Below are 12603 nucleotides of genomic sequence, written 5' to 3' on the forward strand. Positions count from 1 at the left end.
CCGGATGTATCACAGAAGACAAGGTGCAGTGCGTTCCCTCGGTAACCCAATGGGTCTGTCATGCGTCTGACTGAACGCGGGACGGACCCGTTGCACGCTGCACAGGGTGGGGAGGGCAGGGAGTTGGCGCAGAGCGAGCTGCGAGGCAAGGCTCCTTCGGGCGAGGAAACGGTGCCGCGCAGGCGGCGCGCCTCGCACACGGCGGAGAAATCCGGACGCCACGGCGTCGGCGGGGGTCGCCGCAGAGGCGCCGCCAAGGCCGAGCGGCGGCAACGCAAACGGCGCATGCTGCGCTGGTCCGCGACGGTGCTCGGAGTGGTGATACTCGGCACGGCCGGCGCCGGATACCTGTACATCCAGCATCTCAACGGCAACATCCGCAAGGGTCAGCTCGTCAGCGGCGACAGCGGGGTGGAGAAGCCCAAGCCGAACGCGGACGGCCAGACGCCGATCAACATCCTGCTGCTCGGCTCCGACAGCCGTAACTCCGACGAGGACATCAAGCTCGGCGGCGCCAGGCAGAACAAGGGCGACCCGCCGCGTGCCGACGTGCAGATGCTCATCCACGTCGCCGCGGACCGCAAGAGCGCCGCGTTCGTCAGCGTTCCGCGTGACACCCGCGTCGACATACCCCAGTGCACGGATCCCAAGACCGGGCAGGTGTACCCGGCGACCAACGCCCTCATCAACTCGTCGCTCGCCCGTGGCGGCCCCGGCTGCACGGTGGCCACCTGGCGGAACCTCACCAAGGTCTACATCGACCACTGGATGATGATCGACTTCTCCGGTGTGGTGAACATGGCGGACGCCATCGGCGGCGTCGACGTCTGCGTGCAGGACAACGTCTGGGACCACCGGCTGCCGGGCGGCATCCCCGGCGGATCCGGCCTGAAGCTGAAGGCCGGCAAGAACAACCTCCAGCACCAGCAGGCTCTCCAGTGGCTGCGCACCCGGGATGCCTGGGGCAGTGACCCGATGCGGGCCAAGGCTCAGCACATGTACCTGAACTCGATGATCCGCACGTTGAAGAAGCAGAACGTCTTCACCGACAGCGGCCGGTTCATGGACCTGGCCGAGGCGGCCACCAAGTCGCTCCAGGTCTCCGAGGAGCTCGGTTCGGTCAAGAAGCTGTACGACCTGGGCATGCAGCTCAAGGCGGTTCCGCCGAACCGCATCACCTCGATGACGATGCCCCGCATCGCGGACCCGCAGGCCCCGAACTCGCACCTCCTGCCGGACCCCGTCAACGCCGAGAAGGTCTGGGAGATGCTCCGCGACGACGTGCCGTTCGACAAGAACGGCAAGCCGGAGAAGGAGAAGAAGGCACCGGCGGCCAAGACCCCCTCGCAGCCGGCCGGGCAGCTGGGCGTGCTCGTGCAGAACGCCACCGGCGACTCCACGAACGCCCCGGTGCCCCTGCGGGCGAAGGCGGTCGCCGACGTGCTCGCGCAGCAGGGCTACAGCAGGGCGGAGCCCGACACCTCTTCCACGGGACTGTCCGAGGACCAGACCGTGGTGCGGTACCCCAGTGCCGACCTCCAGGGTGACGCGCAGGCCGTCGCCAAGGCGCTCGGAATTCCGGCGAGTTCGGTGAAGAAGTCCACCGGCGTGTCCGGTGTCACCGTCACCGTGGGCTCCGACTGGCGCACGGGCTCGAGCTACCCGAAGCAGACCAAGCCGAAGGCCGGCGACGTGCCCAGCAACTCCGACGCCATCAACGGCGCGGACGAGAGCCAGTGCATGCCCGTGTACAAGCCCTACCGGTGGTAGTCGGCTGACGACCCCGGGGACGTAACGGACCGAGGGGCCCCACCGCTGCGGCGGTGGGGCCCCTCGGCCGTGTCGGCGGCCCCGTCGGCCCCACGGGGCCCGTCGCCTACGTCACTTGTCGGCCCGCTCCTCGATGACGGCCTTCGCCTCGGCCACCTCGGCACCGTGGATGCGCTTCAGTTCCGCCAGCGCTCCGGCCTGCTTGCTGATCGCCGCCGCCTGGATACGCGATTCGACGCCGAACCAGACGGGCAGAAGCCTAGTCCTCCGCTTGCACGCCACGTCCGCCACAGCGGTGGGGATCTCCCATGCCGCCGGGTGACGCTCGGCGAACGCCGGCACGTTCAGGGGGTCCATGGGACCGGAGTAGTGATAGTCGCCGCTCGCCGCCATGCACCGGGACCAGCTGCGGAAGGCGGCCACGACGTCGGGGTGACGCATCGACTGCGCGTAACTGCCGTCGGCGATCGCGGCGGCCGCGGCCGAGATCCTCGGCTGGGCGTACTTTCCTTCGACGCGCTCGACCGCCCCGGCCCGGCATCCGCCCTTCGGGACGGTCTTGCCGTGATAGGTGACCCGCCCGTCGGTGCCGCGCCCCCTGGTCTCCCCCCGGAGAACCGTCTGCAGTCCCGGCGGGACCGGCGGCGCCGAGACTTCCGGGCTCGGCGGGAGGTGGTACCCGTACGCCTTCGCCTCCTCGGGGCTCGACAGGCCGTAGCGCCGGTCCGCGTTGCGCGTCACGGGCTGCCGGGCGAAGGAGTAGGAGATCCCGTAGTGCTTCAGGCACTCCTGCTCGAGCTTGGCCTCCGCCGACTGGATGAGGTCGCCCTGGGCGGCCGTCAGGCTGTAGACGGCGATCGGCAGTTTCCCGCTGTAGTCGCCGGACAGCACGGGCACGTCATGAGCCGCCGGCGCCGACGAGACGAGGGGCGCGGCGGTGTCGTGCCCGGCGGGCGGGGAGGACGGACCACCGCAGGCCGTCAGCGCCGCTCCGGCGAGGGCCGCGACGGCAGCGCCGCGCAACGGCGCGGGAAGAGAGTTGAGCACCGGGGAGCCTCCACGGTGACGTGCGGTCCGGCAGGGGTCGCCGGACCGCACGTCCGGTGTTGTCAGAACTGGTAGCAGCTGGTGTCGTGCGCGAACTTGAAGGAGGCGTTCTCGTTGTACGTGTTGTGCAGGCGGAAGACGAGCGCGCTCGGAGGGGCCGAGTCGCAGGAACCGCCGTAGCCGCTGTTGAAGTAGATGCTGACGTACGAGTTGGGCGACACGTTGTCGAGCGACGCCGCGTTGTTCTTCACGGGCTGGCCGTAACCGGCGTCCCCGGAGTACTCGTCGAAGGTGTAGCCGGCCAGGTTGGACACGTTGTCACGCTCGAAGTGGGCCGACGCCCCCTCCAGGTCGCTGTTGTAGTCGAAGACCACGCACAGCGAGCTGTCCAGGCAGTTGTCGGAGGCGTACGCCGAGGCCGGCGCGGTCGCGGCGAGGAGGGAACCCAGCGCGACGGGGAGGGTCACAGCGGCGGCGGCGATCTTTCTGCGGAAGTCCATGGCGTCGTCCTTGTTCAGAAGTGAGGTATACGGAGGGGAAGTTCGGAAGCAGCGCGAAAGCCGGACGGTTAAATCCGGAGCGAGCGCATCCGATCATGCGCGTGACCTACCGTCAACCACCTTTTGACCAGGTGTGGTTGTCACGTCCGTTCCCGAATCGCGACGCCAATTCCCCTATCGGAGAGAGCCCTTTGGGGACGCCGACGCGCGACGCCGCCCGGCCCCCCACCGGTGTCGCGGTGGGGGCCGGGCGGTGTTGATCAGTCAGTTACCCGGCCTGCCGGGCCTGCCGGGATCAGTAGGCCGCGGTCCGGGTGTCGGCCGAACCGGCCGCCGAGTCGATCTGCGCCTGGGCGAACGAGGTCATGCCCTTGTCGTAGACCATCGGGGTGTAGCACTGCGTCTGCCCCTGGAAGATCGTGCAGCCGTAGGAGCGGCCGTCGTTGTTGCGCACGACGTAGGCGTGCTGGCAGTCGTAGCCCGCGGCCGCGTTGCCGCACGCGCCCTGGGTGTAGTTGAGGGTCAGCCTGGCCCACGCGGTGTGACACGCGAGGCTGTAGCGCAGCTCGATGGTGCCGAAGGTGACGTTGGAGTTCTTGACGGTCGCCGACTCCACCGTGCTGGCGCCGCTCGCGCAGCCGCTGGCCGACGGGTCGCTGCCGTCGTAGGTGTAGGCGCTGGAGACACCCGTGGCCGCGACCATCGCGAGGCCGAGGCCGCCGGCCACAACACCGGCACGAGCGAAGTTACGCATCTTGGAACGCATGCAGTCCCCCTTGTGGACACGCGAAACGACGCCTTCGGCGAAGGTCCGCCGCAGGCGTCCGTGAAGAAACGATGAGAGCGCCACATCTGATCATGGGCACACCACTCGGTCAACCGCTTTGAGGCAAGCGGGTGTTGAGGGGGAATTGCGCAACGCCAGAACAAGCCATTCATGGCTCGTTGGCCGCCGGCCACATATGCCGGCCGTGAACCGCGGGTGCGGCAGGAAGGCCGCAGCGCTCAGGGAGACGGGTCGCGGAGGTCAGCTGGACGGACCCCCGGCGGTCAGCGAGACGGACCCCGGCGGCAAGGGAGACGGCGCACGACGACCGCCGTTGAGGTGCGGCCCGCCGCAGTGGGCCGCCACCGGTCCGGTGTCACACGGTGTGGTCGGCCCGCACGGCCGGACGCCGTGACGCGATGACCTTCCTCGCCAGTGCCTTCGGGCTGGTCAGGAAGCCCCAGCCCCACGACATGTGCATGGTGGCGAGGGCGACGGGGATCTGGAGCCGGGCCTTCAGCGGCAGACCCTTGCCCGCGGGGACGGAGCCGAGGGCGATCGCCGCAAGATAACCGCCGGGGATCACGAAGCCCACCGGGGTCACCAGCGCGCCCACGACCACACCCGCCGCGATCGCGCACACCGCCGTCGGCGGGGCGAGATAGCGCAGGTTGATGGAGCCCTCGTGGTAGCGGGCGACGACGTGCCGCCAGCGGCCGTAGTCCTTGTACTGCTTGGCGAGCGCCTTCACGCTCGGGCGCGGCCGGTACGACACCTTCAGCTCCGGCGAGAACCAGATCAGGCCGCCCGCCTCGCGGATGCGGAAGTTCAGCTCCCAGTCCTGGGCGCGGATGAACTCCTCGTTGTAACCGCCCTGCTGCTCCAGCGCCTCGCGGCGGAAGACGCCGAGGTAGACCGTCTCGGCGGGGGCCGCCTGGCCGCCGGTGTGGAAGGCCGCGTTGCCGACACCGATCTTGGAGGTCATCGCGGCGGCGACCGCGTGCTCCCAGTCGTTCTCGCCCTCGGCGTGCATGATGCCGCCGACGTTCTGCGCGCCGGTCTCCTCCAGGAGGCGCACGGCCGTCGCGATGTAGTTCGGCGACAGCATGCCGTGACCGTCGACGCGGACCACGACCGGGTGCCGGGACGCCTTGATCGCCGCGTTCAGCGCGGCGGGGGTGCGGCCGGTCGGGTTCGGGACGGTGTGCACGCGCGGGTCGTCGGCGACCAGCTCGGCGGCGATCTCGTCCGTACGGTCCGTGGAAGGACCGAGGGCGATCACGACCTCCATCTCGCCGGCGTACTCCTGCGCGAGGATCGCCTGGACGGCCCCGCGCAGATGCCGCTCCTCGTTGAGGACGGGCATGATCACAGAAACGGCGGGGAGCCGCACGTCGGACTTGGCGTTCATAGGAGCCTCACGTTACCGCGAACGGGGGACACGGGTGCGCGCCGCGGGGGCTGCGACGCGGGCTGGAGATCCTATCGGCCTACGGTTCTCACAAATCCCACATACGGCCGCAGCCCGGAGGTGTCCCTTGCCCAGTCCGCCCCGGTCCCCTTCGCCCGCTGCCGACGGCGCGGGAGGTACCCCCGGACCGCGGCGCCGGCCGCAGCCTCAGCACCGGCCGCGGCCGTCCCGCCGTACGCCGGGGCCTGCCGGACGGACGGGACGGCCCGTACGGCCCAGGCGCCCGCGCTGGGCCATGCGCGCGGTGACCACGCTGTCGGTGGTGGTGCTCGCCGCCGCGGGGATCGGCCACGCGGTGGTCAGCAGCCTGGATGCGGGCATCGCCCGGGTCGACGCATTCAAGGACATGAAGAACCGGCCCCGCGCGGGCCACGGCATGAACGTCCTGCTGGTCGGCACCGACGGCCGCGACAAGATCAGCGAGGCGGAGAAGCGGGCGTACCGGCTGGGCGGCGCGCCCTGCCACTGCACCGACACGGTCATGATCGTGCACATCTCGGAGGACCGGGAGCGGGCCAGCGTGGTGAGCCTGCCCCGGGACTCCTACGCCGAGGTGCCCGCGCACGTCGACCAGAACACCGGGCAGCGGCACGGACCGCACCCCATCAAGCTGAACGCGGCCTACGCCGAGGGCGGCCCCCAGCTGACCGTGCGAATGGTCGAGGACATGACGCATGTGAAGATCGATCACTACATGGAGGTCGACTTCACCAGCTTCATGAAGACCGTGGACGTGCTCGGCGGCGTCCGGATCTGCACGGCGACCCCGCTGAAGGACTCCTACACCGGTCTCGACCTCGCACCCGGCACGCACACCCTGACCGGCGGGCAGGCGCTGCAGTACGTACGGGCCCGGCATGTGGACGGGGCCAGCGACCTGGGCCGGATGAAGCGGCAGCAGCGGTTCCTGGCGGCGCTGATCGAGCGGGCCACCTCCTCGGGGGTGCTGCTCAACCCGATGCGGTTCCGGGACGTGACCCGGGCGGTGCTCGGCTCGGTGCGGGCCGACGAGGGGTTCGGCACCGACGAGCTGCTCGACCTCGGCCGCGCGATGCGGAACTTCTCCCCGTCCTCCTCCGAGTTCACCACCGTGCCCATCGGCGAGATGAACTACCTGGTCAAGGGCATCGGCTCGACGCTGAAGTGGGACCCTGCCAAGGCGGGCCGGCTCTTCACCTCCCTGCGCGACGACAAGCCGCTCGCCGTGGACCGGCCGAGCCGTGGAGCGGCCCCGGCGCACGTCGAGGTCGCTCCGTCGCGGATCCGGGTCCAGGTGGCGAACGGCACCGGCTCGGCCGGGCTGGCCAGGCGCCTGGACGCCGCCCTCACTGCGGCCGGCTTCGCCGCCAACCACCAGCCGGTGACCGCGACCGCCCACGACGTGCGGCGCACGGTGATCTCCTACGACCCGCGCTGGGATCGCTCCGCCCGCTCCCTCGCCACGGCACTGCCCGGCAGCGAACTGCGGGCGGTACCGGGCCAGGGCCAGATGCTGAAGGTCACCGCGGGGACCGACTTCCAGGACGCGGGCAGGGTGCGCAAGGTGAAGCCGGAGGACCCTGCGTCGCCGGAGCAGAGTGTGGTGCGGGGCAATGAGGTGGTGTGCGCCGGCGGTGCGTAGCGGGGGGCCGGGGCCGGGGTAGGCCCCTCGATCCCCCGCAGCCGAAGAGCCTGGGCCGGGACAGGGCCCCCAGCCGCAGAGCCCGGCGCCAGGACAAGGGCCGCTAGTCCGGGACCGGGACCACGCAGACCGAGACCGGGGGCCAGGCCACGAAGTCCGGGACCGGGACCACGCAGACCGAGACCGGGGGCCGGGCCGCACGGACCGGGACCGGAGCCGGGCACACGCCGACCGGGACCGAGGTCACACGGCCCAGATCACCAGGCCCGCAGCCAGGGCCGGAGCCAGGCCCGAGGCCGGAGCCAGGCCCAAGGCCGGAGCCAGGCCCAAGGCCGGAGCCAGGCCCGAGGCCGGAGCCAGGCCCGGACCCGGAGCCGCGGCCCCGATCACGAGGCGCACCTGCCGTGGCCGGCCGTGGGCTTCGGCGCGGGAGGTTTCGGGGTGGCGAGGGGGCTGCCCGCTCGGGTGAAGTCCTGGCCCAGAATCAGCACGATCGCCGGCAGTCCCTGCGCGTTGGCCTCGCTCTTGCCGGGCTTGAGGGCCGACGCCGGCAGCCGCATGAGGTCGGCCAGCTCGCGCGCCTGGTCGGCCTGGTCCGGCGCGTACTCCAGGGTCGTCCGGGGCTGCGCCGTGCCACGGCTGCCGAGCTGGCTGGACTTGAGCACGCCCTTCTCGTTCTGCAGCCAGGTGAGCACGTCCTGGCCGGAGCCGTCGGGCGCTCCGGCGTTGTAGATGTCGACCCGCACCTCGGCGGCGGTGGACCGGTCTCCCCGGAGCCGGGCGTCCTCCCGAGCCTTCTCCTTCTTGTCCACGCCACCCGCGGTCAGGGCGAGGCGCGTCCCGGCGTCCGCGGCAGGGCGCGCCTGACAGGCAGATTCGGCGGCCGCGGGCCGGAGATACAGATAGCCACCGGTCACGCCGACGGCCATGACACACACCAGAGCGCCGATGGTCCACAGCGGGACCGCCCCGCCCGACGACTTCTTCCGGGCACGACCCTGGCCACGGCCCTGGCCACGGCGCCGGCCGGATGCCGCGGGGGCCGCCTCGGCCCCACGGCCACGGCGTCGCGACGGCGTCTCCGGAGCACCGGACGCGGGACGGGGAGCGGAGCGGGGAGCGGGACGGGGAGACACGCGCCCGGGGGACACGGGTCCGGGGGACGCGGCCATGGGAGACGCGGCCACGGGAGGCGTCGGAGGCGGGGGCTCGGCAGCCGTGGGCTCAGGACGGCGCTGCCGCGGGACCGGGTCCAGCCGCAGCTCGTACTCACCGGTCCGCGGGTTCAGCACCCACTGGTCCGAAGGGTCGATGTCGTCGCCCCGGCCACGGCCTTCCGCGTCCATGTCCCCACCCTGTCGGGGCACATCGTCGAGCGCCCCGGAAATCTCCCGGTCCGTGAAACGGTGAGCGGCCTCGCGGCCCGTCTCACCGGATCGCCCACACTATCCACACGGCCCGGCCGCGGGGTGACCGCGGTGACACTTCCCACATTCGTACAACTCGTCTGAAACAAAGGAGAGTTGCCAACGTTCCCGGGTCACGCGCAGGGGCGGACGTCAGTCCGCGAAACCCTCGGCCGCGTGCCGCTCGCGCAGCTCGCGGATGGCGCGGCGCCGGGCCAGGCGGTGGGTGCGGCGGATCTGGGCCTCCTGGTGACGGCGGCGGTCGCGGTCGGTCTCCGGGAGTACCGGGGGCACCAGACGCGGCTTGCCGTCGGCGTCCACGGCCGTGAAGACCAGGTACGCCGAGCCGACCTGGGTCGGCGGGGCCGACTCGTTCCAGCGCTCGGCCAGGACGCGGACGCCGACCTCCATCGAGGTCCGGCCGGTCCAGTTCACCTGCGCCTTCACATGGACCAGGTCACCCACGCGAACCGGCTCCAGGAAGGCCATCTCGTCCATGGAGGCGGTGACGGCGGGGCCGCCGGAGTGCCGGCCCGCCACCGCGCCCGCCGCGTCGTCGACGAGCTTCATGATCACTCCACCGTGCACCGTCCCCAGAAGGTTGGTGTCGTTGTGGGTCATGATGTGGCTGAGGGTGGTGCGGGAAGCGGACGTCGGCTTACCCGGGATGTCCGGATCCACGTCCGGGGCCTGGTCTGTCATGGCCTCCACCTTATGCCGAAGCGACATTCGCGGAATTTGTGACAGCTCGGCAACAGCGCTGCTGTGATTTATCCCCAGGCCTTGTAAGGAACACGGCCGGTCCCTGCACACTGGGGCGCATGAATAACTGGCCCGAGGGATGGTCCGACGACAACCGCGGCCCGCGCTACGGACGCGGGAGCGGCGGCGCGCAGCCGGAAGGCGCCCGCTCCATGCGCCAGGTGCGGCGTGGTCCGACGGCACCGCCCGGCCAGTCCGCGTACGGCAACCAGGGCCCGTCCGCGCCCCCGTACGGCGCCGGGGTCCCGCAGCAGCCGTCGTACACCGACGGCCGGGGGTACGACGACGCCGGGCGCGGCGGTTACGACAGCGGCTACAACACGGGCCAGGTCTACGGCGGCGGCCAGGGCGGTCCCGGTGGTCCCGGTGAGCCGTACGCCCGCGCCTCCCGGCCGGCCCCGAACTGGCGCAAGCGGATCAAGTGGACCGCGATCACGCTGGCGAGTGTGCTGATTGTCACCTCGGTCGCCACGTACTTCTGGGCCGATTCCAAGCTGCACCGGGACGTCGACCTGTCCAAGGTCATCGACCGGCCCGAGGCCGGCGAGGGCACCAACTACCTGATCGTCGGTTCCGACAGCCGCAAGGGCATGACGGCCGAGGACAAGAGGAAGCTGCACACCGGTTCCGCCGTGGGCCAGCGCACCGACTCGATGATGATCCTGCACGTCGGCGACAACGGCGACACGCTGATATCCCTGCCGCGCGACTCGGACGTGGAGATCCCGTCGTACAAGGGGTCGGGGTCCGGGAAGGTCTACCCGGGGACGGGCCGGCACACGAAGCTCAACGCGGCCTACGCGGAGGACGGCCCGACGCTCCTCGTGCGCACCATCGAGTTCAACACCGGCCTGCACATCGACCACTACGTCGAGATCGGCTTCGGCGGCTTCGCGAAGATCGTGGACGCGGTCGGCGGCGTCGACATCACCATCGACAAGGGCTTCAAGGACAAGGACTCGGGCGCCGACTTCAAGTCGGGCAAGCAGACGCTGAACGGCGAGGAGGCGCTCGCCTTCGTCCGCACCCGGCACGCGTTCGCGTCCCAGGACCTGCAGCGCACCAAGAACCAGCAGAAGTTCCTGGCGGCACTGGCCCACCAGGTGGCGACCCCGTCGACGGTCCTGAACCCGTTCACGTTCTACCCCACCATGGGCGCGGGCCTGGACTCGCTGACCGTCGACAAGGACATGGGCCTGTGGGACCTGGGCTCCATGTTCTGGGCCATGAAGGGCGTCAACAGCGGCGACGGCAAGTCGCTGAACATGCCGGTCTCCGGCTCCGTCGGCGGCAATCTCGTCTGGGACAAGGCGAAGATGAAGACGCTGGTGAGCGAGCTGAAGAACGACCAGCCGGTGACGGTGTCCGGCAACTGACGCCTGCCGCCGGCCCCCGCTCCACACGGGGTGCGCGGCACTCGCACGATGCCCGGGCCGTGGCTCCACGATGAGCCACGGCCCGGGCATCGTGCTGCCGCACGGAACCGGTGCATCCTCCTTGCCGCCACCTTGTCCCGCTTCCGCCGTGATGGTCCTGAACTCCCCCTGTGTCAGCGCCTGATGACTCGGCCGGCCCGGCCTTTCGTGACCGCGTCCGTAGTCATGACAAACGCAAATTTCGTTCACGCGGAACACAACATTCAGTCAACAGAAGAGGATTGACGGGAGATCAGCCGCCGTGATCGACTGCCGACGTCAACTCGGGTTGCCGCCACTTCATATGACATGACATCAAGGGAGTCCTTGTGCGTATCCAGGCCAAGCTCTTCACCGCCGCCGTCGCCGGCGCCGCGGTGCTCGGTCTCGCCATGCCCGCGCAGGCGGCCAGCAGCCAGGTTTCCGGCAACGCCACCGGGCGCTGCGGCGCCTCGGTCCTGGGCGGCGGAAACTACCAGCCGCTGTGCCTGTTCTTCGTCCACGACGGTTCCGGCGCGATCTGGGGCCAGGACGGCAGCGTCTCCAACCTGTCCGGCTACACCTTCAAGAGCGGCTCGGGCCAGGGTGCCGGGCAGGCCGTGAAGAACAACGCCACCGCCATGGAGTCCGAGTACTACGAGAACCGCGGCGGCACCGTCTGGTTCAACAGTGGTTACAACGGCAACTACGACTGGGCGTACGACGGCAAGGGCGGCCCGCTCAACTACACCTGGAACAACGACGCCGCCACCGAGGTCGGGATCGGCGTCGGCTGACCTGCGCGACCGTCGGAGGTTGCCAGATCACCACTCCCTCGCTGCCGGTCCGCGGACCGGCAGCGAGGCCTTTTGACTGAGAACACACATGACGATCACCTCTGGTCGCGCGGGCACCGCACTGATCTGCGCGGTCGCCGGCATCAGCCTCCTCACGGGCTGTTCGCAGAACGCCTCGTCCGACGGCGGGGAGCGTCCGAAGCCGACCGTTTCCAAGATCCCCGGCGTCACGACGATCCCGACGCTCACCGACACCGCGCACATGGACCTGCCCGTCGACTCCTACATGCCGACGGGGCACGACCTGCTGCAGACGACCGAGGCCATGACGACGCTGGAGCAGCGCTGCGTCAGCCGCTTCGGACTCCGGTACGTCCCCACCGAGGCACGTCTGCCCAACTTCACCAAGAACTCCCGCCGTTACGGCGTTCCGGAGTCCCTCGACGTCGCGCGCGGCTTCGGCTTCCACATGACGAAGAACGACCCCCGGAGCCTGCCCGAGCACCTGGGGACTCCCCCCTCGCAGGAAGTGCGTACCGTCCTGACGGCCACCTCCGCGCAGGGCCTCGTCAGCACCTACCACGGCCAGAAGCTGCCCAGTGGCGGGTGCGTCAGCGAGGCGGACCGGGCCATCTCGGGCGGCGACGAGGCGCAGCGGGCCGGACACTCCCCGCTGGCCGAGGAGATCCGGGCGCACTCCTTCGAGTACTCGCAGCTGGATCCGCGCGTCATCGCGGCCCAGACCGCTTGGAAGAAGTGCATGGACGCCCAGGGCTACACGAACTACAAGAAGACGTTCGACGCCTCGGGCGACGACCGTTGGAGCGCACCGGCCGCGACGTCGCAGGAGATCACCGTGGCGGTGGCGGACTGGCAGTGCGCCAAGCGCGTCAACCTCGTGGGTACCTGGTTCGCGGTGGAGAGCGCCTACCAGAACACCCAGATCGAGGCGCACGCCGAGGAGTTGCAGCAGGCCCGGGAGGGGCTGCGGAACCAGGCGAAGCGGGTCGCGACCGTGCTGGCCGGCGGCAAGCTGTCCGGTTCCTGACCGGGGTGGGGAAAGAGAGCT

Annotated in this window: 11 protein-coding genes; 5 read left to right on the forward strand and 6 right to left on the reverse strand. The window is 70.3% G+C overall.

Going from position 1 to position 12603, the window contains the following annotated elements; translation table 11 throughout:
• Positions 1-60: 60 nt before the first annotated feature.
• Positions 61-1770 carry an LCP family protein gene (locus OIB37_RS15585; protein ID WP_330458196.1) on the forward strand — a complete coding sequence of 570 codons (1710 nt, stop codon included), beginning with the start codon at positions 61-63 and terminating at the stop codon, positions 1768-1770.
• Positions 1771-1881: 111 nt separating this feature from the next.
• Here the strand turns inward: OIB37_RS15585 and OIB37_RS15590 are convergent, their stop codons facing one another.
• The 4 genes from OIB37_RS15590 to OIB37_RS15605 form a co-directional block, all read right to left on the reverse strand.
• Entirely contained in the window at positions 1882-2817 is a 936-nt protein-coding gene (locus OIB37_RS15590; RefSeq protein WP_330458197.1) for a hypothetical protein, read from the reverse strand.
• 62 nt (positions 2818-2879) lie between these two features.
• Positions 2880-3317: a hypothetical protein gene (locus OIB37_RS15595; RefSeq protein ID WP_330458198.1), complete on the reverse strand. Its 438-nt coding sequence runs from the start codon at positions 3315-3317 to the stop codon at positions 2880-2882.
• Positions 3318-3612: 295 nt separating this feature from the next.
• On the reverse strand, positions 3613-4083 hold the full coding sequence (locus OIB37_RS15600) for a DUF2690 domain-containing protein (RefSeq protein WP_330458199.1): 471 nt from the start codon (positions 4081-4083) through the stop codon (positions 3613-3615).
• A gap of 376 nt (positions 4084-4459) precedes the next feature.
• On the reverse strand, positions 4460-5494 hold the full coding sequence (locus OIB37_RS15605; RefSeq protein ID WP_330458200.1) for a glycosyltransferase family 2 protein: 1035 nt from the start codon (positions 5492-5494) through the stop codon (positions 4460-4462).
• A gap of 127 nt (positions 5495-5621) precedes the next feature.
• On the opposite strand from OIB37_RS15605, the gene OIB37_RS15610 reads away from it, so the two are divergent.
• Positions 5622-7175, forward strand: coding sequence for an LCP family protein (locus OIB37_RS15610; RefSeq protein ID WP_443058156.1), 1554 nt, complete (start codon positions 5622-5624; stop codon positions 7173-7175).
• A gap of 386 nt (positions 7176-7561) precedes the next feature.
• Here OIB37_RS15610 and OIB37_RS15615 read toward each other — a convergent pair whose 3' ends face one another.
• Both OIB37_RS15615 and OIB37_RS15620 read right to left on the reverse strand, forming a co-directional pair.
• Positions 7562-8104 carry a LytR C-terminal domain-containing protein gene (locus tag OIB37_RS15615; protein WP_330458201.1) on the reverse strand — a complete coding sequence of 181 codons (543 nt, stop codon included), beginning with the start codon at positions 8102-8104 and terminating at the stop codon, positions 7562-7564.
• 630 nt (positions 8105-8734) lie between these two features.
• Entirely contained in the window at positions 8735-9283 is a 549-nt protein-coding gene (locus OIB37_RS15620) for an acyl-CoA thioesterase (RefSeq protein WP_330458202.1), read from the reverse strand.
• A gap of 119 nt (positions 9284-9402) precedes the next feature.
• Here OIB37_RS15620 and OIB37_RS15625 point away from each other — a divergent pair, with 119 nt between their 5' ends.
• The 3 genes from OIB37_RS15625 (at position 9403) to OIB37_RS15635 (ending at position 12582) form a co-directional block, all read left to right on the forward strand.
• On the forward strand, positions 9403-10719 hold the full coding sequence (locus OIB37_RS15625; RefSeq protein WP_330458203.1) for an LCP family protein: 1317 nt from the start codon (positions 9403-9405) through the stop codon (positions 10717-10719).
• 368 nt (positions 10720-11087) lie between these two features.
• Positions 11088-11534 (forward strand): hypothetical protein, encoded by a 447-nt coding sequence (locus OIB37_RS15630; protein ID WP_330458204.1) that lies wholly within the window; start codon positions 11088-11090, stop codon positions 11532-11534.
• A gap of 88 nt (positions 11535-11622) precedes the next feature.
• On the forward strand, positions 11623-12582 hold the full coding sequence (locus OIB37_RS15635) for a hypothetical protein (protein ID WP_330458205.1): 960 nt from the start codon (positions 11623-11625) through the stop codon (positions 12580-12582).
• The last annotated feature ends 21 nt before the right edge of the window (positions 12583-12603 follow it).

It is taken from the genome of Streptomyces sp. NBC_00820, assembly GCF_036347055.1.
In the GTDB taxonomy this organism is placed as follows: domain Bacteria; phylum Actinomycetota; class Actinomycetes; order Streptomycetales; family Streptomycetaceae; genus Streptomyces.